General features: G+C 46.7%; 17 protein-coding genes. 2 read left to right on the plus strand and 15 right to left on the minus strand.

The features are described 5' to 3' along the window. Window positions 1–56: 56 nt before the first annotated feature. From ileS to chrA, 4 genes are all read right to left on the minus strand, one after another. A complete protein-coding gene (gene ileS, locus F0P94_RS06535; protein WP_150903038.1) occupies window positions 57–3,404 on the minus strand; it encodes an isoleucine--tRNA ligase in 3,348 nt (1,115 codons plus the stop codon). After that, window positions 3,394–5,886 (minus strand): efflux RND transporter permease subunit, encoded by a 2,493-nt coding sequence (locus F0P94_RS06540; protein WP_150903040.1) that lies wholly within the window; start codon window positions 5,884–5,886, stop codon window positions 3,394–3,396. The genes ileS and F0P94_RS06540 overlap by 11 nt, the downstream gene beginning before the upstream one ends. A 785-nt stretch (window positions 5,887–6,671) precedes the next feature. Then, the gene (locus F0P94_RS06545) at window positions 6,672–8,171 is read right to left on the minus strand and encodes a glycine--tRNA ligase (protein ID WP_150903042.1); all 1,500 of its coding nucleotides are present in this window, start codon (window positions 8,169–8,171) and stop codon (window positions 6,672–6,674) included. 286 nt (window positions 8,172–8,457) lie between these two features. Beyond that, window positions 8,458–9,648: a chromate efflux transporter gene (gene chrA, locus F0P94_RS06550; protein ID WP_225307137.1), complete on the minus strand. Its 1,191-nt coding sequence runs from the start codon at window positions 9,646–9,648 to the stop codon at window positions 8,458–8,460. Between the two features lie 170 nt (window positions 9,649–9,818). On the opposite strand from chrA, the gene F0P94_RS06555 reads away from it, so the two are divergent. Next, window positions 9,819–11,222, plus strand: coding sequence for an inorganic phosphate transporter (locus F0P94_RS06555; RefSeq protein ID WP_150903046.1), 1,404 nt, complete (start codon window positions 9,819–9,821; stop codon window positions 11,220–11,222). A 713-nt stretch (window positions 11,223–11,935) separates the two neighbouring features. Here the strand turns inward: F0P94_RS06555 and F0P94_RS06560 are convergent. The 11 genes from F0P94_RS06560 to F0P94_RS06610 all read right to left on the minus strand — a co-directional run bounded on the left by F0P94_RS06560 (window position 11,936) and on the right by F0P94_RS06610 (window position 23,502). Then, window positions 11,936–12,391: a hypothetical protein gene (locus F0P94_RS06560; RefSeq protein ID WP_150903047.1), complete on the minus strand. Its 456-nt coding sequence runs from the start codon at window positions 12,389–12,391 to the stop codon at window positions 11,936–11,938. A 530-nt stretch (window positions 12,392–12,921) separates the two neighbouring features. Further along, complete coding sequence (locus F0P94_RS06565) at window positions 12,922–14,526, minus strand: Ig-like domain-containing domain (RefSeq protein WP_150903049.1); 1,605 nt, start codon at window positions 14,524–14,526, stop codon at window positions 12,922–12,924. Then, the gene (locus F0P94_RS06570; RefSeq protein ID WP_150903051.1) at window positions 14,510–14,755 is read right to left on the minus strand and encodes a hypothetical protein; all 246 of its coding nucleotides are present in this window, start codon (window positions 14,753–14,755) and stop codon (window positions 14,510–14,512) included. Before F0P94_RS06570 ends, F0P94_RS06565 begins: the two co-directional genes overlap by 17 nt. Window positions 14,756–14,758: 3 nt before the next feature. Then, window positions 14,759–15,646 (minus strand): class I SAM-dependent methyltransferase, encoded by an 888-nt coding sequence (locus F0P94_RS06575; RefSeq protein ID WP_150903052.1) that lies wholly within the window; start codon window positions 15,644–15,646, stop codon window positions 14,759–14,761. Beyond that, complete coding sequence (gene mnmG / locus F0P94_RS06580) at window positions 15,647–17,509, minus strand: tRNA uridine-5-carboxymethylaminomethyl(34) synthesis enzyme MnmG (protein ID WP_150903054.1); 1,863 nt, start codon at window positions 17,507–17,509, stop codon at window positions 15,647–15,649. Window positions 17,510–17,556: 47 nt separating this feature from the next. After that, window positions 17,557–17,988 (minus strand): rRNA maturation RNase YbeY, encoded by a 432-nt coding sequence (ybeY, locus tag F0P94_RS06585; RefSeq protein ID WP_150903056.1) that lies wholly within the window; start codon window positions 17,986–17,988, stop codon window positions 17,557–17,559. Next, a complete protein-coding gene (locus F0P94_RS06590) occupies window positions 17,981–18,388 on the minus strand; it encodes an ATP-binding protein (RefSeq protein ID WP_150903058.1) in 408 nt (135 codons plus the stop codon). The genes ybeY and F0P94_RS06590 overlap by 8 nt, the downstream gene beginning before the upstream one ends. Before the next feature lie 43 nt (window positions 18,389–18,431). Continuing rightward, a complete protein-coding gene (locus tag F0P94_RS06595; protein WP_150903059.1) occupies window positions 18,432–21,752 on the minus strand; it encodes a DUF4175 family protein in 3,321 nt (1,106 codons plus the stop codon). Window positions 21,753–21,895: 143 nt separating this feature from the next. Continuing rightward, the gene (locus tag F0P94_RS06600) at window positions 21,896–22,660 is read right to left on the minus strand and encodes an exodeoxyribonuclease III (RefSeq protein ID WP_150903061.1); all 765 of its coding nucleotides are present in this window, start codon (window positions 22,658–22,660) and stop codon (window positions 21,896–21,898) included. Further along, window positions 22,661–23,014: a hypothetical protein gene (locus F0P94_RS06605; RefSeq protein WP_150903063.1), complete on the minus strand. Its 354-nt coding sequence runs from the start codon at window positions 23,012–23,014 to the stop codon at window positions 22,661–22,663. Between the two features lie 137 nt (window positions 23,015–23,151). Next, on the minus strand, window positions 23,152–23,502 hold the full coding sequence (locus F0P94_RS06610) for a carboxymuconolactone decarboxylase family protein (RefSeq protein ID WP_150903065.1): 351 nt from the start codon (window positions 23,500–23,502) through the stop codon (window positions 23,152–23,154). Between the two features lie 103 nt (window positions 23,503–23,605). On the opposite strand from F0P94_RS06610, the gene F0P94_RS06615 reads away from it, so the two are divergent. Further along, complete coding sequence (locus tag F0P94_RS06615) at window positions 23,606–24,295, plus strand: ComF family protein (protein WP_225307138.1); 690 nt, start codon at window positions 23,606–23,608, stop codon at window positions 24,293–24,295. The last annotated feature ends 32 nt before the right edge of the window (window positions 24,296–24,327 follow it).

A 24,327-nucleotide genomic window follows, 5' to 3' on the forward strand; every position in this document is an offset into this window, starting at 1 on the left:
AACCCTACGTACCTAGATCATCACAATCATAAAAATCACAAAAATCATAGTTCAGACTATTTCGCTACCGCTAACCCCAGTTTCAGCAACATGCCGTCGAGGTCAATTTCAGTAGCATTTTCGATTCCGGTTCTCACTTCAAAATTAACGGCCTGGGTTTCTTCGCAGATATAGTTCCTGAAGTATTCCACTGCCGCTTTTACATCAGTATTGTCCGTTTCGAGCTGTAGGTTAATTTTATCCTGCACTTCCAGACCGGCATCTTTCCGTAAGTTCTGAATCCGGTTTACCAGATCGCGGGCAATTCCTTCCTGCTTTAGTTCTTCGGTAATGGTAGTATCGAGCGCTACGGTTACTTTTCCTTCGGAAGCTACGAGCCAGCCCGGAATATCTTCGGAAGAGATCTCCACGTCTTCCGGCGAAATAATTACCGGCTGTTCTTCGCCCAGATCAAAGGCAAAACCGTTTTCACGTTCTAAGGCAGCAATGTCTTCCTGGCTCATGCCCTGAATTGCGGCTGCTACTACTTTCAATTTCGGACCAAAGATCTGGCCTAAGCGCTTAAAGTTCGGTTTGATCTTTTTCACTAGTACGCCGGAAGCATCGTCCATAAACTCGATATTCTTGATGTTTACTTCCGTCTGGATCAGGTCGGCTACAGCGGCAATTTGCTCACGCATTTTGTCGGTAAGTACCGGCATCATGATGCGGCTCAGCGGCTGGCGTACTTTAATGGTATGCTTTTTCCGAAGCGAGTGTACCAGCGAAGAAATGGTTTGCGCCAAAGCCATCCGTTCTTCCAAATCGGCATCGATCAGGTTTTCCACAACTTTCGGGTAGCGTTCCAGGTGCACCGATTGCGAGGCACTCTTACCAGAAACCTTGTTCAGATCCAGGAAAAGCTGATCCATGTAGAACGGTGCGATTGGTGAAGCAATTTTAGCCACAGTTTCCAGACAGGTGTAAAGGGTCTGGTAAGCGGCCATTTTATCTTCGTTGTATTCGCCTTTCCAGAAACGTTTGCGGTTCAGGCGCACATACCAGTTACTCAGGTCATCGGTTACGAAATCCTGAATGGCGCGGGCCGCTTTGGTAGGGTCGTAATCGTTGAAGTAGTTTTCCACAACTTTTACGAGCGAATTCAGCTTCGAAATGATCCAGCGATCGCTTTCGGTTCGGCGTTCTACCGGTACTTCGGCTTCGGCAAACGTGAAGTTATCAAGGTTGGCATACAGCGCGAAGAAGGAATACGTGTTCTGCAACGTGCCGAAGAAACGGCGCTGCACTTCGGTTACGCCATCGGTGTTGAATTTCAGGTTATCCCAAGGCGGCGCATTCACGATCATGTACCAACGCGTAGCATCCGGACCAAATTTTCCAATGGTTTCGAACGGATCTACGGCATTGCCCAAGCGTTTGCTCATCTTGTTGCCGTTCTTATCGAGCACCAGGCCGTTGGCAATTACGTTTTTGAAAGCCACGCTGTCTTCGAGCATTACGGCCAGCGCGTGCAGGGTAAAGAACCAACCACGGGTCTGATCCACGCCTTCGGCAATGAAATCGGCCGGGAAGTTCTTCTGGAATTGCTCCTTATTCTCGATCGGGTAATGCCACTGGGCATACGGCATCGCACCGGAATCGAACCACACGTCGATGAGGTCGGTTTCGCGGTACATTGGTTTGCCGTGCTTGCTTTTCAGGATGATATTATCCACAAACGGACGGTGCAGGTCGTAGGTCTCTGGCAGCGGCGCATCCATTAAACCGGCCTCTACGGCGCGGTCAATTTCTTCGGACAGTTGCTCGATGGAGCCAATGCAGATCTCTTCAGTACCATCTTCGGTACGCCAGATCGGGAGTGGCGTGCCCCAGTAGCGCGAACGCGACAAATTCCAGTCTACCAGGTTTTCGAGCCAGTTACCGAAACGGCCGGAGCCGGTACTTTCCGGTTTCCAGTTGATGGTTTCGTTCAGCTCAATTAAGCGTTGCTTAACGGCCGTTGTCTTGATAAACCAGCTATCCAGCGGGTAATACAGGATCGGCTTATCGGTGCGCCAGCAATGTGGATACGTGTGCTCGTATTTCTCTACTTTGAAAGCTTTATTTTCTTCCTTCAGTTTGATAGCGATCTGAACGTCAACGGTTTTGTAATCCGCGTGGCTTTCATCCTGACCGTCGTAGTTCTTCACGTACTTACCCGCAAAGTCGGTAACTTCCGGCACGAAACGGCCTTGTCTATCCACAAGCGGAACGGCTTTTCCCATATCATCCACTACCGTAATAGCCGGAATATTCTGCTGGGCTGCCGTTCTAAAGTCGTCGGCACCAAAGGTTGGCGCAATGTGGACAATGCCGGTACCATCTTCGGTAGTAACGAAATCACCGATGATCACGCGGAAGGCCGGGGTATCGGGTTGCACGTACGGCATGAGCTGTTCATACTCGATTCCGTTCAGATCTGCGCCGGTATATTCAGCTACTATCTCAAAAGGAATCTGCTTGTCGCCGGGCTTGTAATCTTCGAAACTTAAACCCTTACTTTTTTCGGAGAAAAACCTACCGATCAAGTCTTTCGCCAGAATTACCTGAACCGGTAAATGTGTATAAAGGTTAAAGGTTTTTACCTGCACATATTTAATTCCTTTGCCAACCGCTAAGGCAGAGTTGGAAGGAAGTGTCCAGGGCGTAGTGGTCCAGGCTAAAAAGTAAACTTCTCCCCCGTTCGCTGCTGTGAATAACTTCTCCGAAACATCGTTGCGCTTCGCTTTGAACTGAGCTACAATGGTGGTGTCTTTTACGTCTTTGTAGGTTCCAGGCTGGTTTAATTCGTGGGAGCTTAAGCCCGTGCCAGCAGCCGGGGAAAACGGCTGAATGGTGTAGCCTTTATAAAGATAACCTTTGTCGTAGAGTTTTTTGAGCAGCGCCCATACGCTTTCGATGTAGTCGTTTTCGAAGGTGATGTACGGATTATCGAGGTCCACCCAGTAACCCATTTTCTCGGTCAGGTCGTCCCACTGCGATTTAAAGCGCATTACCGTTTCGCGGCAACGAGCATTGTATTCTTCTACCGAAATTTTCTTACCGATGTCTTCCTTGGTGATTCCGAGTTCTTTTTCCACCTGAAGTTCTACCGGCAGCCCGTGCGTATCCCAGCCGCCCTTGCGGTTTACCTGGAAACCCTGCAGCGTTTTGTAGCGGCAGAAAATATCTTTCACGGCGCGGGCCATTACGTGGTGAATGCCGGGCGTGCCGTTAGCCGAAGGCGGACCTTCGTAGAACACGAAAGTCGGCTGGCCTTCGCGGGTTTCCACCGATTGTTCGAAGATCCGGTTCTCTTTCCAGTACTTCAGGATGTCTTCGCCCACGCGGGCGTAGTCGAGGTTTTTGTATTCGTTATACTTCACGGCTATTACTTACAGGCTCTAATTCTTGTTTAATTTCCAGCATATCCAGGTCCACGTCGGCATCGTTTTCTTCGCTGTATTCGTCGTAATCCTGGATCGGGGCATTCGGTTCGTAGGTGTATCGTCCTTTATCGAAGCTTACCAACAGGGCCGGCAGCACGATCAGGTTCGTAAATAAGGCAATGAGCAGAGTTAAACTCATTAATATTCCCAAAGCCTTCGTTCCGCCAAACTCCGAAAATGCGAAGATAACGAAACCAAAGAACAATGTAACGGTGGTGTAGATCATACTTGTACCGGCTTCGCCAATGGCTGAAATAATGGCTTCGCGCACGTTGAACCCATTGGCGGCCAGATCCAGGCGGTACTTAGCCAGAAAATGCACCGTATTATCTACCGTTATCCCCAGGGCAATGGTAAAAATGAGGGCGGTGCTTGGCTTGAGTGGAATTCCTAAAAAGCCCATTAAGCCGGCTACCATAATAAGCGGAATGATGTTGGGAATTAGGGTGATGATAACGGCGCTGGAGCTTCGGAACAGGAAAATGATGATGATCGTAACCATGATAAATGCCTGAATTAAGCTTTCGCCGAGGCTATCGATCAGGTATTCATTTCCTTTTATGAACAATAACGTGGTGCCTGTTAAACTTACAGACTGCTTATTATCAGCGCCTTCCCGCTGGAAATTCATGGTATTACCCTCCTCGGTTGCCTTTACGTTTTCCCCACCCCAGATCTTACGTATCTCCGGTTTTATTTTGTTGATAAGTAGCGTATCGAGTTCCCGGGAACCTACGTCAGCCACGCGCAGGGAAATGCGGGTGCGCTGGCCGGTGGAATCTACGAAGCTTCGCAACAGGCGCTTGTTTTCGCCGCCACCTTGCTTGGCCAGGTAACTGAAAATAAAATTCCGTTCGGTATTATCAGGCAGGCGAAAGGAACTTGGGTCGCCGTTATAAAAGGCTTGGGTGGCAGTTTTCACCAGGCCTGCCACGGAAATTGGCGCTGAAAGTATGGGCTGGGTCCGGAGGAAATTTTCGAGCTGGTCGATCTTTTTCAGGTTGTTCAGCTTCATCACGCCCTGCTTTACGCCGGTATCGATCACGATCTCTAATGGCATTACCCCGTTAAAATGACGTTCGAAAAATTTCAGGTCGGCGTTTACACTGCTTTCTTTCGGCAGATCGTCTACCATATACGATACGGTTTTGATCTTGAAAATTCCCCAGATCGATAAAGCCGAGATTAGGATGGTGAAAAAGTAGATCAGGTAGCGCTTTTGCAAAACAATGAATTCGAAGAACTCCAGCAGTTTGGTCAGCGGTTTCGCATCAAGGTGCCGCAACTGTTTTTCGGTTGGCGGCGGCAAATACGAGAACACCACCGGAATCAGGATCACGCACACCAGGTAGGTTACAAACGTGTTGATACCGGCCACTACCCCGAATTCAAATAGGATCGCGATGTCGGTAAACATGAAAACGATGAAGCCGATAGCGGTGGTGGCATTGTTGATAAACGTTACCAGACCGAGCTTGCTCAGTACCCGCGCCATGGCCAGCATTTTGTTGCCGTGCTTGCGGTAATCGAGGTGGTAATGCGCTAAGAGATAGGTACAATTCGGAATCCCGATAACGACAATAATAGACGGAATTAAGCCGGTTAGCAGCGAAATTTTATAGCCTAAAAGCGCAATTGTTCCCAGGGTCCAGATCACGACTACGCTGATTACCAACAGTGGAAAAATAACCGCCGACCAGCTCCGGAACGTCAGGAAAAGTGTAACTGCGGTAACCAGCATGGCCAGGGCCAGGAACAATTTCATTTCGCCGGCTACTTTGGTAGTCATTACGGCGCGCACGAACGGCAGGCCGGCGTAGTGCATTTTGATGCCGGTTTTCCGGCCGAAAGCTTCGGTGTGCTGGGTAATGTGGTCCATCACTTCCACCCTTTTGGCCGAATTGAGGAATTTCGGATCTACGGTTATAGCCAGCAGCGTGGCGCCGGTGGTTTCGTTAATAATTAAGCCTTCGTAGAATTTCTGGTCTTTAACGGTTTGCAGTAACGCGTGCAGTTCTTTCTGGCTTTGGGGAAAAGGCTCAAAAATTTTCTTCGGAGCAAAGGTCCTTTCGGTGGTATCTTTCTGAATACTCACCAGGCCCGGCAGAGAAATAACCGCTTTTACGCCTTCTACGTGGCTAACTGCATCGGAAAGTTTTTTGAGTTCGCGGAAATTCTGGAGTTGAAAAACGGCGCTGTCGTGCATGCCCACTACCAGCACATTGCCATCCTCGCCAAAGGTTTGTTTGAACCGCTGGAAGTAAACCATGTCGGTATCGTCTTTGGAAACGACGTTGGCAAAATCGTAAGACATTTCTACGTCTTTCGCTTTCCAGGCCATAAAGGCCGTGGTTACCGCCAGGGCAAGGATCAGTGCGATCCGGTTCTTAAGAATAAAAAGGGCAATGTTCTTCCACATGGGTTGCTACAATTGAGCAAAGGTAAGGGGAATGGATTAGAAATTTTTTATTCTTTTTTGGGAAATTGAGGGGATATTTTTCTCTTTTTTGAGTTTTTTGGGGTGGAAGCATAATGATTTATTTCGTCATCTCGACGCTAGGAGAGATCTCATCTGGTTGGTAGTAATGTTTGCTATAGAGTTTTTAAGTTACAAAGCTTACCGTTCTTATAGCAAGCTTTTTGCTTTAATCAATAACTTTTCACTTTCATAGTTTACTTTTCCCTCAAGCCGGGTGGCTTCGTTTCTATTCCAAAGCCGTGGATTCACCTGCCCTTCCGGGCTGCCTCCTACGTCGGCACCGGTTAATCCAAAGTCTTTGGAACAGAAACTGGGATCAGTTTGCCTCCGATTAAACTATATTTTTCTTATCGACTAACGTGGTTTCAGGGGCGCTGCGCTGGCGATATTGGGAAATCCGATAACGTGAAATCATGATAATCCTTTAATCCTTAAAATCGTGTTCAGACATAAACGTGAATCGATAATGTGAAAAGGCACCCACAAGGGATGCCCCTACATTTTAATCCTGATTTTTAATTCTGAAAATTTTATAATTCTGAAAATTCAGATTCAAACGATTGAAAATCATGCACTTCTAAAAAATCCAGAAAATCTTGTTCAGACAAAAACGCTACCTTTACCACGTGAAAAACCATCCTCTTACAAAAAAAAAGCACCGAACCAAAGACCGGTGCTACTGAAAAAGAAGTCCTCCCCTGAATTAGGGGAGGATTTAGGTGGGGTTACAGCTGCTCGAAAATCCGCTTCATGCTCACGGCATCGCCGATGTACTGGCGAAGCTCGGAAATGTTCATGCGTTTTTGTTCGCGAGAGTCGCGTTCACGGACGGTTACGGTGTTGTCTTCCATGGTCTGGTAATCTACGGCAATACAGAACGGCGTTCCGATCAGGTCCTGGCGGGTGTAGCGTTTACCGATGGCGTCGCGTTCTTCGTAGATCATGTTGAAATCGTATTTCAGGTCGTCGAAAATTTCCATGGCTTTTTCCGGCAGACCGTCTTTGCGGACGAGCGGGAAAATGGCGGCTTTTACCGGGGCAATGGCTGGGTGGAATTTCAGGAAAGTACGGGTTTTGGTTTGCTCGTTTTCCGTAATTTCTTCTTCCTGGTAAGCATTGCAGAGCGTCATCAGGAACAGACGGTCGGCGCCTACGGAGGTTTCTACTACGTAAGGAATGTAGTTGCCGTACGGTTTGCCTTCTTCGTTCAGGTCGTTGTCGAAGTACTGCATTTTTTTGCGGCTCAGTTCCTGATGTTGTTTCAGGTCGAAATCAGTACGGGAGTGGATGCCTTCTACTTCTTTGAAACCAAACGGGAATTCGAACTCGATATCTACGGCGGCGTTGGCGTAATGGGCAAGTTTTTCGTGGTCGTGGAAACGGAGTTTTTCAGAAGGAACGCCTACCACTTCGTGCCATTTCTTGCGGCTTTCGCGCCATTTGTTGTACCATTCCATTTCGGTGCCAGGGCGCACGAAGAACTGCATTTCCATTTGTTCGAATTCGCGCATCCGGAAAATGAACTGGCGGGCTACAATTTCGTTCCGGAAGGCTTTACCAATTTGCGCAATACCGAACGGAATTTTCATGCGACCCGTTTTCTGCACGTTCAGGAAGTTCACAAAAATGCCCTGCGCGGTTTCCGGACGTAAGTAAATCGTAGTGCTGTCTTCGGCTACGGAACCAACCTGGGTAGAGAACATTAGATTGAACTGACGTACTTCTGTCCAGTTGCTGGTGCCCGAGATCGGGCATTTAATACCTTCGGCAATAATTAACTCCTGTACGCCGGTCAGGTCTTCCTTTTCCAGCAGGTGGCCCATGAGTTTTAATAACGCGTCGGCTTTTTCTTTGTCGCCGGCTTTTTCGTATTCCGCAGCTTTGTCTTCAATCAAAACGTCGGCGCGGTAGCGTTTTTTCGAATCTTTGTTGTCGATCATCGGATCGTTGAAAGAATCGATGTGGCCGGAAGCTTTCCAAGTATCGGGCTGCATGAAAATGGCCGAATCAATGCCCACAATATTCTGATGCAGCTGGGTCATGGATTTCCACCAAACCTGCTTCAGGTTATTCTTTAATTCCACGCCCATCTGGCCGTAGTCGTAAACCGCCTGCAGGCCGTCGTAGATTTCGGAGCTCGGAAACACAAAACCGTATTCCTTGGCGTGCGAAATAATATCTTTTAACTGGGTATTTTCGAGGGTATTTTTTTCTTCTTTTGCCATGGGTGCAAATATAGCTATAGCTTTGAAATTTCGGGCAAAGGGCATTTTTAGTTTTACCCGGTTTTTAGTAGCGTTTTGGGTTTTCAGCTTATCGGAAGGCTTATGATTTTACAGCATTAAAGGTCTTAATCGAAGGTGGGTATCTCCAAGTTTCTTTGGGTTCGTGCTGTGGAAAAACTTCTGCTACTTTTTAACAAAATACCTTTAGAGAAAGTACAGGAGCATTTTTTATATGCTTTCTACGTCAGTCAGGCTTCCTTTTTCAACAGTTAAACGAATTCAGATTTCAGGAAAATAAATGCCACAAAAAGCCCGCCAACCCGGAACCGAGAATTACCAGTACTACCGTTCCTTTGCCTTTAACTGTGTATAGCAAAAGCCAGGAACCGGCAAAAATCAGGACAGCCTGCCAACTGGTGATCGTGGTACGGAAAAGCTCCAGGGCTGTTACGGCTATCAGGCCTACCACGCCGGCAGTCATGCCGTCCAGGAAATGGTGGGTGCCTTTATTCTGAATAATGCGCTCCAGATAATTATGCCCGATCAGGGTAAAAGAAAAGGCCGGCAGGAAAACCCCGATCGTCATTAAGATGGCGCCGAGCCAGCCTCCGGCCAGAAAGCCCACAAACGTGGAAAAAATAATGAGCGGCGCCGGCAAAATACCGGAAAGCGCAATGCCGTCCAGAAACTGTTCGTTCGAAAGCCAGCCGTTTCGTTCTACTGCATCTTCCTGCACAAACGGAATGGCCGTGTACGCGCCGCCAAAAGTGAGCAGTCCGGCTTTCAGGCCGCTGCCTAATAATTTAGCAGCTTCGGTTTTAACCGGACGGCTGATTTGCCGGTTTGCAGGAACGTTATCCGCTTTCTTCAGACTCCGGTTAGTTTGCGAAAAGGTATAGATCGAAAATGCTATTAAAATGGCTCCCAAAAGTATGGCTAAAATTCGCTTCCCTTTCGCGGCCAAAACATACAGCAGGCTGGCCACCGGCAGCACCAGGTAAAAAGGGGCCTTTAACAAACTGGCAAAAGCCGATAGTATTGCTATTGCTAATAGCGCTTTGTTAGAGAGCGCATGTTTCCCGATCCGGTGTACGGCAAAGAAAATGAGCGCAATTACGGCCGCCTGAAATCCTTTAAATACGGCGTTAAAGGTTGGGTCTGAAATTCCGAACTGCAGGTAGATCCAGGAAAAAAGGAGCATGAGCAGGAAACCGGGAAGCATAAAGCCCAGGCCGGCCAGAAAACCTCCCCACCTGCCGCCGGCCACCATGCCAAAAAATACGCAAAGTTCGTGCGCTTCCGGTCCGGGCAAGGCCTGGTAAATGGCCAACGTACGGTTAAAGTGTTCGCCGGTAACCCATTTTTCCTGTTCTACCAGTTCTTCTCTTATCATGGCAATTTGCGCTACCGGTCCGCCCCAGGCTAAAAAACCAAATTTTAAAAAGCGTAGAAAGATCTTTAAGTAACTTTGCTTCAAATTGTTACTTTCCGGGTTATTTACCATAAACTAATTTTATAAAATACGTTTATAAACGCAATTCCGGATTTCCGTTTACTTTGCACTACTTTCTTAACAATTCCTTAACATTGACACCGGGTAATAGGCTTAATTTTGCACGATTTTTTTAATTTTTACTAAAAACTTTTATGTTTGGACTAGATCCACAACTGTTATTTCTGCTCATTCTGTGCTTGCTCGCCGCCTGTGCATTTGAGTTCGTGAACGGCTTTCACGATACCGCGAACGCCGTGGCCACGGTAATTTACACCAACACGCTCCGGCCCTGGATTGCCGTAATATGGTCGGCATTCTGGAATTTCATCGGCGTTTTTGCCGGCGGTATCGGGGTGGCTATGGGTATTGTTTACCTCTTACCTATCGAGGCTCTCATTGACCAGGACGTCTACCACGGCATTGCCATGATCGGGGCTTTGCTTTTAAGCGCCATTATCTGGAACCTGGGAACCTGGTATTATGGTTTGCCTTCTTCCAGCTCGCATACGCTTATCGGCGCCATTCTGGGCGTTGGCATCGCTTTTTCGGCCTTGCCCGAAACCGGTGGCGCGGCCGTGAACTGGGGCGAAGCCGGCAAAACCGGAATGTCGCTGATCGTTTCGCCTTTACTGGGTTTCACGCTTACCGTAATGCTTATGTTTATTCTGAAGCGTTTCGTGAAAAGCAAAACGATCTTTAAAGAGCCGCACAAACGCAAACCACCTCCCCTCTGGATCCGCTTAATTCTGATCTTTACCTGTACGGCGGTTAGCTTTTTCCACGGTTCGAACGATGGTCAGAAAGGCGTTGGTTTAATAATGCTGATCCTGATCGGAATTGTGCCGGTTTATTTTGCTTTAGACCATACCAAAGATCCTTTCGAAATTCAAAACTCACTGGCCCGCACCGAGCAGGTTATGAACCGCATAGATGTTTCCGTATTATCTAAAACCGATACTGAAACCGTAAGCCGGATCAAAGCTGAAGCGGCTGATATGCGCCGGATCTTCCAGAGCGCGGAAACGCTGCACCAGTTGGAAGACAAAAGCAAATTCCAGCTCCGGAAAGATATTCTGTTGCTTAATAAAGATACCGAAGCTTTGTTGAAAAGCCCGGATGTTTCGTTGAGCCAGAACGACCGCGACGAAATTCATTCCAGCATTGCCACGATGCGTAGCTATACCGATTATGCCCCGGACTGGGTAGTCATGATCGTAGCGCTTTCGCTGGGCGTTGGTACCATGATCGGGTGGAAAAGAATTGTAAAAACCATTGGTGAAAAGATCGGTAAAGAGCATTTAACGTACGCGCAAGGTGCTTCTGCCGAATTAATGGCTGCCGGTGTAATCGGTTTCTCCACATTCGTTTTCAAGCTTCCGGTAAGTACTACCCACATTTTATCGTCGGGTATTGCAGGTTCTATGGTAGCTAACCGCGGCATTAAAAACCTGAATGCCGGAACGATCCGAAACATTGCGCTGGCTTGGGTGCTTACCCTGCCGGTTTCCATGTTTCTATCCGGTTCACTGTTCCTGCTTTTCCGCTGGATGCTCTAAACCTTTAAATAAGCTGACTCACAAAAAAAGCCCCGTATTGCTACGGGGCTTTTTTATTGGGTTTTTAATTGTATTTAGGTTCTTTTTTTAAAATTCCGCTTTCATTTAAAGGTTTAAATCCTGATTTTACAGTAGTTTCCGCCCCTTCCCGGTCATCTCGACGCCAGGAGAGATCCCATCAAGTTGGTAGTACCTTTTATTCTGGCTTTACTACCTCATTCCGGTCATCTCTCTTGGCGTCGAGATGACCGGATTATTGTTTCGTACTAAGTTAGCCTCCAAAGGATGGACTTTTTTCCATAGCCGTACCTAAACCGTAGTTTCAGAATAGTTATGAGTCAGGTTTAGGTACAATGCCGGCAACTTAAGCATTTCTATTAATTAGTATCGCTGTTTCGGACATCTATGTCCGAAACGAAATCTGATGCTGACATCCTTGCCCGCGTGTATGGATACGGGGACAAGGATGTCCCCGGCAGTTTACTTTCAGACATAGATGTCTGAAAGAGCAATAATTCCTTAAGTTGACGGTATTGGGTTTAGGTGTCCCCTTGCGGTAGAAATTGCCCGTTCCTTTTCGGTGCGCTGTTCCTACTGTTCTGCGGGATGATCTATTCATACTCCAAATAAACTGACTCACAAAAAAGCCCCGTACTGCTACGGGGCTTTTTATTGGTTTTTAGTACTGTTTTGGCAGCGTTTTTACCATTTCATTAAGAAGGCCATTTAACTTCCAGGTCGTCGTTAATGAATACGCCGAAATTAATGCTCACCAGCGCGTTTTTATCGAAGTACATGTCGATCATCTCCTTCTCGTAAGAAACGCGCGTCTCGCCCGTCTCAAGCGTCTCCCGCTCCGGATTTACGATGCCCTTGCTCTTCATCATCTCCTCGATCTCTTTCTGGGTCATGCCGAAGATCTTCTGGCCGAAGAGTTTTACTTCCGGATCGGCGGTTTCAATGCAGCTCAGGCGGTAATCATCTTCGTGGTCGAAATAAAAGGAATAACCTTCTTCCCAGTAATTCCAGACCTTATGCTCAAATTCGTCTTCTTCGTCCGATTCTTCTATTTCTTCCGGTTCGCCCAAGGCCGCTTCTACGTCTTCCATGGTTAAACCGAACTTTATCTGTCCGATTCCTTCCCCTAATTTAATTTCGTTGTCCTGCATAGTGTTTTCGTTAGGTTTTAATCGTGTTTGTCTGAAAGCAATATTAAGCAATTATCGGCTCTTCTTTTCAGCGTCTTTTTTCTTGTCCTTCCTGAAAGCTGATTTTTTAAATTTTTTTCCGCTTCGCGGTTTTCTTCACATTTCCACACACCCTAAAAATAAAATTAAAAAAAATTTAAAGTTTAAATATTTTATTCTCTTTGTTAGGCCTGTTCATAAGTGTATAAGTCGGTTTTTTTATGCTGAAAGTTTATTTCTTGTGCATTTGTTCAGGTTTCATACACAGTTTTCCCCGACGCTGTTGATTTTTCTTTTTTGAATTTCAATTCTTTAGGTCGGTTTTCCACTTTTCTTTATAACTCGTGCTTTTTCTTCTGCACTTCGTGGATAAGCTAAATTCCGTTGTTGGTTTTGAACCGGTTCCCACAATTGGCGGTGCGTTTTTCGTGTCCGGAGCTGAAATTTCAAAAGCTGCCAAAACTTTTGAACGGGAATTCAGAATTTTCCCCCAGTTTTCCACCGTTCAAATGTTAAAAAACCAGCATCAAGTCTGAAATTTCCCAATTCGAACGCACGCTTATCGTTTTTGGATATAAATAGATCTTTTCGGGCATAGTTTTCAACTTTTTATCCCCGGTTTGCCATTTTCCGTCGTTATTTTCGTCAATTTTTACCCGGAGCTGGTAATTTCCGGGATGCTGGTTTTCCATCCGGAAGGTTTTAGGATTGGTTAACCTACGGATCACTTTTCCTTTTTCGTTCAGTACTTCGAGCCAGTAACTTTTGTAATTGGTCTTAATGCTTCCTGAGAAACCTCCTGTTGCCGCTTTATTATTTATGCCGAAGCTTAGGACCTGGCTCCGAAAATGAGTGCCATTTATGGCCGCAAACTGGGTGGTATCCGGGATCAGTTCTACCGTTTTCTTAGCCTTGGTTGTATAATACAGCTTCAGGTTGGTATTGTTTTCGGTTAAGGTGTAGTCTTTTGGATAAGCCGGTGTAATACTTCGCACGGTGTCTTCCCGAATTGTGAAAGGCTGATTACCTGTTATTGTTATAGGTACCGGAAAAATAAGCTCTATTTCGTTACGGGTATTGGTAGGAAGATCGGTGCGGGTACTGGTGAAGGTCAATACCTCCGGAATGGCCTTTTTACCCGTCAGGGCGAACTTTACCGTATCTACGCCTGCATTGTTGCTGCTATCGGTAGAAAGGGCCAGCAAACGCTGTGGCAACGTTCCGTTTTGCGGATACACCACAATTCGTTTACCGTCTTCGCTTGGCTTCACCAGTAATTTTTCCTCTCTTGGAGCAGCGCCTAAGGTCTGGAATTTCAGGATGCTTATGCCTTCGTTATACACTAGGGTATTCTGATCGAGGTTATTTTCTACCGATACTACAAACGGCTTCCGGAAATCCATGACGATCGTTTTCAGGATAACCGAATCGGTTCTTCCTTGTACCTGCAGGGATTGAGCCAGGTAACCGATCTTCTCTTTTTCCTGGTCGTAGAACTCGTTGTTGTTTCTGTCGCCTAAGGCGAAGATCTGGTAATTGCCGGCTTTGATGTTGCGTAAGGCAAAAGAGCCGTCGGCGCCGGTTTTGGTGAAATAAAACGGTTTGTGGTCTCGGATATTATTGGTATCGCTTTCCGGGTATAAACCTACGGTAATGTTGTTTTCGGGAGCGGAGGTTATGTAGTCTATTACTTTTCCGGCCACATACGCGGTATCGATGAAATTGCCGGTACTAAAAGATATCCGCACATTTTCCGCTGTGTTGCCTTCGGTAATGTCGCCTATCCCCTGCCGGAAGTCAAGTAGGTAGGTGGTATTTTCCTCCAGATCTTTGTCGAAGATCAGGTTGATGGTTTTGCGGTCGTTCCGTACGGTGTAAGTATTGCCGGTATTTGGCGAAATAATAAGCTCCTTATTCAGGTCTTTAGGTTGAACATCTTCGTTGAAAATTAGTGAAATGGTTTTGCCTTTGAAATTGGTGCTGCCATTGGCCGGACTGGTTTCTTTCAGTACGGGTTTGGTTTCGTCCCGGGGGCCTCCTTCCGGCGCGTTTACGGCGGCACAGCCGCTTATGGTAAGGATAGAAGCTACGGCAAAAAATCTATTTAGAACGGACATTGTAGATCAGGATTGTAGTTAAAACAATTAAGAGGCAGGAAACAAAAACCTTGCGTTCGGTTTTGTTTCGCTGCCTCTTTGTTTCGGGGTCTAATTTAAGTTCCGGAGTAGCGGTTGCTAATACGGCTGAATTTACTTTTTGGGTACTATCTATTTGAGCCTTAAGGGTTTGTGTTTCCAAAGCCAGCGATAAACCTACTAAAAGCACCAGCCTTTTACTCCAGGTCATACGTTATTTTTTTCGTGCAATATAAATAAGGCTGGAGTAATCTTTATTGTTTTTGCTCGCATATTTATTCGACTTGTAACCGGTTAATACGCTGCTCAGCATTTTGCTTTTGCCGGCTTTGTATTTTTCGCTCAGCATACTCACGTAATAGGCATCGTATTTCATCGGTTTCACGTCCTGCAGTTCCAGTTTATGCTTTTTCATAAAGCGTTTCATGGTTGCCTGGTTGAAGTGGTACAGGTGGCGCGGAACGTCGTAAGCTGCCCAGTTTTCCTTGTACTTTTGGGCATCAAGGGAATCGGCATTCGGAACGGCTACCACGATTACGCCGTTAGGCTTCAGCAATGAAAGCAGTTTCTGGAAGGTTTCGTTAAGCGTATGAACGTGCTCCAGAACGTGCCATAAGGTAATCACCTCAAAGCTTTGCGGCGTGAATTTATCGAGCGATACTTTTTCGACCGGTTTTCCTAACGTTTCAGCCGCTTGTTGGTTAGCCAGTCCGTTTGGCTCGAAGCCTTCTACCTCCCACCCGTCTTTCTGGCAAGCCGCCAGAAAGTAGCCGGTACCGCAACCATAATCCAGCATTTTGCCTTTCGGCGACAGGTTGTTTACCAACTCCACCTTATCTTTTACGGCAATGGACCGAACGATCTGGTAGGCTTTATTGATAATGCCTTTGTTGGTATTGCTGTGCGAAATATATTCTTCCGATTCGTAGTACTTGCCAATACTTTCCGGATCGGGCCGGGGATTGGTGAATTTAAAGCCACAGTTTTCACAGGAAACAATTACGAAGCTTTCCTGGGAAACCGATTTATCCTGGACTACTAAAAAATTCTTATGTTCTGTTTTCCCGCAAACCGGGCAATTTTCGAGGCGTTCGTAGGCCATTTATTTTCCGAGGTATACCATTAAGATCGAAATATCGGCCGGAGATACACCGCTGATGCGCGATGCCTGGCCAATAGTTTCCGGGTTTATTTTAAGTAATTTCTGACGGGCTTCGTGCGAAAGGGCCGGAATCTTATTGTAATCGAGGCGTTCCTTGATCACGTAGTTTTCCAGTTCTTTCATGCGGGCTGCTTGTTGGTTTTCTTTTTCGATGTAGCTTTCGTACTTGATCCCAATACTGGCCTGCTCGCAATATTCCTGATCGTACTGTTCCAAGAAAGCGGCAAGTTCCTGATCGGCTTTGGCTAAATATTCAAGTTCGATATTTGGCCTCCTTAATAGGTTGGTTGCTTTTGCTTTCTCAGAGATCGGGGCTGATTCCAAAGCCAGTAAAGTAGTATTCACTATCTCCGGCTCCATGCTTTTTTTGTTCAGGTAAGTCGTGATTTCGGCTGCTGCTTTTATCTTCTCCTCTACTTTTCGCAAACGGCTTTCATCAGCTAGGCCCAGGTCGTAGCCAAGTTTGGTTAGGCGGATGTCGGCGTTATCCTGACGAAGCAGGATGCGGTGCTCGGCCCGGGAGGTGAACATGCGGTAAGGTTCATCAGTACCTTTGTTTACCAAATCATCGATCAGTACGCCAATGTATGCTTCTGAACGTTTCAGAATTAAAGCTTCTTTTCCCCGGGTTTTTTGGTGGGCGTTTATACCGGCCATTAATCCCTGGCAAGCCGCTTCTTCGTAACCGGTGGTGCCGTTTATTTGTCCGGCAAAGTACAGGTTCTCGATCAGCTTGGTTTCAAGAGTATGGTTTAGCTGGGTTGGCGGGAAGAAATCGTATTCAATGGCGTAACCCGGGCGGAACATTTTGGCGTTCTCGAAACCTACGATCTTCCTCAAAGCTTGGTACTGTACTTCTTCCGGCAGTGAGCTCGAGAAACCGTTTACGTAAATTTCCACCGTGCTCCACCCTTCCGGTTCTACAAAGATCTGGTGACGGTCTTTATCGGCGAAACGGTTGATCTTGTCTTCGATGGATGGGCAATAGCGCGGACCCAAGCCCTGAATTCTTCCCTGGAACATCGGCGATTTTTCAAAGCCGGTTTTCAGGATCTCGTGTACTTCGGAATTGGTATAGGTAATGTAGCAGCTCCGTTGTTTGGTTAAAGGCTCGGTGTCGGTATAGGAGAATTTAGAAGGCTTCTCATCGCCGAACTGCTCTTCCATTTTGGTGTAATCCAAGGAACGACCGTCTACCCGTGGCGGGGTTCCGGTTTTCATGCGGCCGCTTTCAAAACCTAATTGCACTAGTTGCTCCGTAATTCCCTTGGCCGATTTCTCGGCAGCGCGGCCCCCGCCCAGTTGCTTCTCCCCTATGTGGATGATGCCGTTCAGGAATGTCCCGTTTGTGAGAATAACTGCCTTAGCCCGAATCTCGATTCCTAAACTGGTTTTTACGCCGCAAACCTTATCGTTTTCTACGATAATGCCGGAAACCATGTCCTGCCAGAAATCGATATTCAGATTGTTTTCTAAAGCGGTTCGCCATTCTTCCGAAAAACGCATCCGGTCGCTTTGGGCGCGTGGACTCCACATGGCCGGGCCTTTCGAGCGGTTCAGCATGCGGAATTGGATCATGGTTTTATCCGTGATAATCCCGCTCATGCCGCCTAAGGCATCTACTTCGCGTACGATCTGGCCTTTAGCCACCCCTCCCATTGCCGGGTTGCAAGACATTTGCGCAATGGTGTTCATGTTCATGGTTACTAATAAAACCTTCGAACCCATTGTGGCTACTGTATGAGCAGCTTCGCATCCTGCATGGCCGGCGCCAACTACAATAATATCGTATTCTGTAAACATCAAACTAAATTACTAAAGTGTTTCACGTGAAACATTTTTAAGCTCCCTTAAAAACTCCGCAAAGATAAGCATTTGTCTTCTTCTGCCCGCATAGCAACTTTTAATTCCGGCGTAGAATCATCGAAACCAAGCAGGTGAAGGATACCATGGATCATTACCCGGTGAAGTTCATCTTCGAAAGCAATTCCCAAGTCAGCAGCATTATCTTTTACGCGTTCCACGCTAACAAAAATATCACCCTCAATAGTGCCATCATCGTCAGCATTATCGAAGGTGATAATATCGGTTAAGGTATCGTGGTCGAGGTACTCTACATTGATCTGGTGCAGGTAATTGTCGGAGCAGAAAATATAGGTAAGCGCACCAAGGTTTTTTTTATAGTTGTGGATAACTTGTTTTATCCACGCGGAAACCTGTTGATAATTCGTTAATTCGAAGTGGATATCTTCGGTTTCAACATCAATAGTTTCCTCAGTCATTTTTAATGAAAAACGTTAATTGTACGTTCCTGCCGTTATTTGTGAACTTCACTTCGTCGCAAAGATTACGCATTAAAAAGATACCGCGGCCTCCGGGATTTTCTAAGTTTTCAACAGATGTAGGATCCGGTAAAGACTCCGTGTCGAAGCCGCTTCCTTCATCTTCCACTTCGAATTTTAAATGGTCTTCGGCCACTTGTAAAGACAGGTACACATTCTTGTCTTTGTCGAATTTATTGCCGTGCCGGATAGCGTTATTTACAGATTCCGTTACGGCTACCATAATATTGCCGTAGATGTCGTCTTCGATCTGGAACTTATCCTTGGAATTGTCGATGAAGCTTTCCACGATCCGGATGTTCTCGATAATGGAAGGAATCTGAATTTTAACTTGATTCATAGTTATAAGTGAATGTACTAATTGAAAGCAGTTTTAATTAAAATTAATTACGACCCAATTTCTGAAAATATTCGTTCACTTCCTGCTTGTAATAAGGAGAAAATGCAGGCGAAACAGTTTTCAGCAATTCAGTTTGTTTTTGTTTCATTTTTAAATACTTCTCGAAAGAAGGTGGAACCGGGGTTTGTTTTTCCGCCGCCGTCTGGGCTTCCCGTTTGTTGTCGAGCTCCCGTTCTTTGGCGGCTTTCTCCGCTTCCAGCAAGCGCGTCAGGATTTCCCGCTGCCGCATGATGGTTTGTTCTGTAAGTCGTTTATTAACGAGATCGGTTTCGGATTGTTCCATCATTTTCGCCAGATCGCCCAATTTTCCGTTCCCTTCTTTCTGGCCTTTCTCCTGCCCCTGCTTCTGCAATTCTTTTAAGGCCTGCCGAAGCGCTTCCTGTTGAGCTGCCAATTTAGCTAATTCTTCGGACATGCCTTTACCGGACTGCTGACCTTTTTTCAATTCTTCCATTTTTTGGTTCAGCGCCTGCTGCATCTGGGCCATATTTCCGCTCTTCGGCTTCTTGCCGCCGGGCTTGCTGCAGGTCTGGTCGCCTTTAATTTGCTGGGCCATTTGCTGCTGCATCTGCTTTAAGGCATCGTTCAGCATCAGGGCAAGGTTGTTTATGGAAGTCATGGCCATTTGCTGGTGGCCGGTAGCTTTGCCCACGTTGCGGTCTTTAATCTCCTGCAAACTGGAATTAATGTGCTGGTTCATATTGCCCACTTCGCGGGTAACGAACGACTGGATCTGGAATACGCGTTTGGCAAGCGCATAAAGGCTGTCCTGGATCATTTTGGCATCGTCCTTCAGCTTTAACTGCTGCTGGCCAAGGGCCACAAAGCGCGGATCGGATTGGTTTACGGTGCGGAACGATTTCATCAGGTCTTCCTGATCGAAGGAAAGCTTTAGGAGGTTTTCCAGAATGGCGCGCAGGTCATCGAGGTTTTCCTGAGCTTCTTCCATGTCGGAATTCTTTTGGCTCTGCTCCATTTTCTTGGAAAGCTTTTCCATTTTCTGGGCAGCGCTTTTCTGGGATTTCCCGGCTTTTTTGTTCTGATCCTTCGATAAAGATTCCTTGGAATCCTTCATATCCTTTTCAATGTCCTGCTGATCAGAATCGGACTGGTCCATTTGGTTCTGGTTGTCGAGTTCTTTATCCAGCTTTTGCAGGTCGTCTATTTCTTTCTTCAGGTTCTCGAATTCCTGGTTCAGTTTCTCCTGCTCTTTCTGCAGTTGTTCGTTATTGGCTTTCTTGTCTTCGGTTTTATTAGCCAGTTGCTCCTGCTCCTTGGCCATTTTGTCGAGCTGCTTCATGGTGCTTTCCAGTTTCTGCTCGAACTGCAGTTGCTTGAAAAGCTCCAGAGCACGTTCCAGTTCTTTCTCTAAGGTATTCTCCTTATTGTTGAGTTTGTCGAGTAATTTCTGAAGTTCCGGGTCGTTTTGGCGTTTTTCCTGCAGCAGTTTTTCAAGCTGTTCGTAGAGCTTTTTGGTTTCCGGATCCAATAGTTCGTTCATGAGTTTCTGGAGCTCCTGACTTTTTTGGGCCAATTCCATACTCTTTTCATCGAAACGGTTTTCCTGCTGGGTAAGCTGCTCGTGCATTTGCTTTAGGGCCTGCAGGTCGCTTTCCAGTTGTTTTTTCTTGTCTACCAGTTCCTGCAGCTGTTTTTTATCCTGCCAGGTAAGTTCTTTCTTCAGCTTGAATTTGTCTTCGGTCTTGTTCAGTTCTTCTTTCTGCTTCAGCGTTTTTTCCAGGGTCTGGCTTAACTGGCTTTGCACCGATTTCGCACTGGAAGCAATTTCATCCTTCATATCCTGGCGGCTTGGCAGCTTGAATTCCTGCACGCGCGTTTTGGCCGATTTGCTGCCCCGTATGCCGTCGTTGTCCCAAACCTGCACAAAGTACTCTAATTGGTCGCCGGGCTGCAGCTGCAGGTTCGTAATGTCCCATTTGTGGTAGTACGTCTGGCTCACCTGCCCGCGGTCGAAATGGATCGGAATGGCTTTGAATTGCGATGCTCTGGCTGGATTATGCGGATTGGTAACCCGGTAGTTCAGGGCAAGGCGCGTTAAGCCGTAATCGTCAGAAATGCTACCGCCCACTACTAAAAACTGGTAAAGCGTGGTGTCGTTGAAATTCTCTAAGGATATATCCGGCACGCGGTCCGGAATGGTGGTTAACTGGTAGCTGATCTCGTCTTTATTGCGGCCGAACTGGTTCAATAGCTGCACCTGATACGCCTGGCTTTGCATGATCTTTCTGGAAACCTGGAACCGGTTCCCATTCGCTTCGGCCGTTAATTCCTGGGTCGGGTTCTGGAAAGCTAAGGTCAGGTTTTTGGTTTCGGCTGCATCGAAGTTCCACTGCAGCACGCTGCCTTCCGGAACGGTTAAGTTGCCGGAGTTATCCACGGTTTCGGCTTTCTTGCGGAGGTATTCCGGGTAGTTAATAACCACCGAGAAGTTCTTCAGATTTGGCCGCGCAAGTAGCTCTAATTCATAATTATCAGAGTAAAAGCCGGAGCCGGATAACTGGAAATCCACCGGCTTCTGCAGGTTCCGGAATTCGAACACGTATTCATTAGCGCTAACCTTCCGAAGGAGCTGTTCCCGGCCGTTATACACAATCGAAACCTGGTTCGGCAGGGTCTTGCCCTTCACTCCTACTTTGAGCTGATAATCTTCGTTTTTATAGGCTTTCAGTTCATCATTTTTGATCTCGAATTCGAAGGGCGCCGGTGGCGCATAGAATTGCTTGAAGTTAATAATGCGTTCGGTTCCCTGTACAAAGATGCTCGGGTAGATCATCAGAATACCAAACACAATGGCCATCGGTACGAGCACGTATTTCAGCAAAGGACGATTTTCGCTTAGCTTAATGCTTTCTTTGAACTGAACGCCGGTAAACTGGGAAGCTTTCTGGTTTAAACTGGCCGCAATAAGGTCGTTGGTACGGCTCAGGTCGCGGAGCTGGATGGTATTAAGCAGTTTGTCGCGGATCTCCGGATAGAAGCCGCCGATCTTACGGGCCGCTTCTTCGTCGGAAAGCACTTTGCGCAAATTGGCAATAGCCAGTGCCGGCACCCAGAGCCAGCGCCAGGCCGCATAAACCGTTATGCCAATGAAAGAGAAAAGTAAAAACGCCCGGACGTACTGTGGAAAATACAGGAAATATTCGAGCAGGTTATACAGCAGGAAAAAGGTAGACAGCAGGCCAACCGAAAAAATTACCCCCTTTATCAACAGATTCAGGTAAAATTTCTTCTTGAATTCCTGCAGCTGGGCCAGCAGGTGGTTTAAACTTTCTTCAGGTTGCATAACTATCGTCGGTCAGAAATTAATTCGTATCATTTCTTTTTGAGTGTCAGGGAATTGCGACTTTTTAAAAGTGCGGCCTAAAGCCAATTTCCCACACCGTTATTAACGGCTTTTTTGCCGTAAAAGTATAGCGTTGTTAAGCCTTAGTGCGCTACTTCCACCATTACCGGGCAATGGTCCGAATGTTTGGCTTCGCTTAAAATGGCGGCGCGTTTCAGTTTTGGTTTCAGGTTTTCGGTGGCCAGCAGGTAATCGATGCGCCAGCCCAGGTTCTTGTTTCGGGCACCGGCCCGGTAGCTCCACCAGGTATAATTGTGCGGCTCCGGGTTAAAATGCCGGAAGGTATCGGTAAAGCCGCGGTCTAAAAATTGCGTGAACCATTCCCGTTCTTCCGGTAAAAAGCCCGAGCTCTTAGCGTTCGACTTCGGATTATGGATATCGATGGCCTGGTGGCAGATATTGTAATCGCCGCAAATGATCAGACCCGGTAATTCAGCTTTCAGTTTTTCGGCGTAATGGTTGAAATCTGCCAGCCACTGCATTTTAAAATCCTGGCGGGTATCGCCGCTGGAGCCCGATGGCATGTATACGTTCAAAACCGAAAATTCATCGAAATCGATCCGTAAAACCCGGCCTTCGTTGTCGTACACTTCCATACCGCAACCAACTTCCACATTTTTCGGCTGGGTTTTCGAAAGAATAGCCACGCCACTGTAGCCTTTCTTTACCGCAGGGTGCCAGTAAACCTGGTAGCCCAGGTCGTAGAAAAGCTGTTTGTCTATTTTGTCTTCACAGCATTTAATTTCCTGCAGGCAAACCACATCGGCGTTCGTAGCCTGCAGCCATTCCAGAAATCCTTTGCTCAGCGCGGAGCGGATCCCGTTAACGTTGTAACTGATTATCTTCATTTATAACTGATCGAAATATTCTAAAATATGCCATTTAAGCATGCGCTCCTGGGCTTTCAGGTGCCCGGCCGGCAAAGGCTTCACCGAGCGGTAATGCGGCCAGCCTTCGGCATCGGTATGCGTTAATTCGTAAAAACCCGAAAGGCTGAAAACCTTGCAGGTAGCTATGTGCATAAGGTCCTGTTTTTGTTCTTTGGTGAACTCGGTTATCCCCTGCCCCAGTTCCTGGATGCCAATGAGGAAAAGTATCGCGTTCAGGTCGGGACGTTTGCCGAATTTTTTCTGCAGATCGAGCCGCAAATCGGTCCAGCGTACATCCAGATCCAGTTCATTTTCAGCTTCGTAGTAAGCCATGGTTCGTTTTATTTAGTGTGGAGAGGTGGAAATCTTAAAGCCTCTTTTTAAAGCCGGAAACTTCCGGAGCCTGGGTTTTCCGCCTGAAAATCATACTGATTTCAGGCGGAAAACTAATTTTAAAGGCTTCTGTTTGGTTAATGCTTTTCCACCGTTTTTAATTCCTCCCAGTATTCTACTGCTCTCCGGAAATGCGGAATTACAATAGAGCCACCAATTAGATTGGCAATGGCAAATACCTCGTAAACTTCTTCATCCGTGAGGCCGCATTCCATGCATTTGCCTAAATGGTATTTCACGCAATCGTCGCAACGCAAAACCAGTGAGCACGCCAGACCCAGCATTTCCTTGGTCTTTACATCCACGGCGCCTTCGGCGTAAGCGTTTGTATCTAAGTTGAAAAATCGTTTAATAACTTTATTGTCGGCTGCCATGATTTTTTCGTTCATTTTCTGCCGGTAGTCGTTAAATTCCTGAACCTTGCTCATAAAAAATGTTAATAATAAATAAAAGCGAATGCTATTTCGCTAACTAATAAAGATACGGTAAAAAAATAGTTTTTAGAAACTTAAATGCTTAAGGAAGAACGGTATGAAAGCTTTTTCTGATCTGTTGGCGCTGGTTTATCCCGAAATCTGCTACGCCTGTAACGAAACCCTGGCTGATGGAGAATCCATGGTCTGTACCTCCTGCCGCGCGAAGCTTCCTTATACCAATTCCCACCTGCTACCTACCGAACACAATCCTTTGAATAATCGTTTTCTGGGAAGAATTAATGTAGAAAACGCCTTATCGTTCCTCACCTTTGTGCGGGCCGGCCGGGTACAGAACCTTTTGCATAACCTGAAATACAAAAACGTATCGGAGATTGGGGATTTGTTGGGGAAATGGTATGGTTATGAACTTGAAAAGGCTGGTTATAAAGATAAATTCGATTTGATCCTGGGCGTGCCGCTGCATACCCGGAAACAAAAACAAAGAGGCTACAACCAGGCCGATAAATTCGCTCAGGGCCTGAGTGAAGCGCTTCAGGTTCCGTGGAGCGACCAGGTTATTGCCCGTATTGCGGCTAGTACCACTCAAACCCGGAAAAGCCGTTTAGCTCGCTGGGAAAACGTTGAAAAAATATTTGAAGTAAAACAGCCCGAAAAGGTAAGAGAAAAACGGATCCTGCTGGTAGATGATGTGCTTACGACCGGAGCCACTTTAGAAGCCTGCGGCCATGAATTGCTTAATAGTGGTTGTAAAAGTATTACGGTCGCCACCATTGCAGCTGCCTGATAGGGATTAATTGAAAACAAAAAAGCCCTGTA

Source organism: Adhaeribacter soli (assembly GCF_008727925.1).
GTDB lineage: Bacteria > Bacteroidota > Bacteroidia > Cytophagales > Hymenobacteraceae > Adhaeribacter_A > Adhaeribacter_A soli.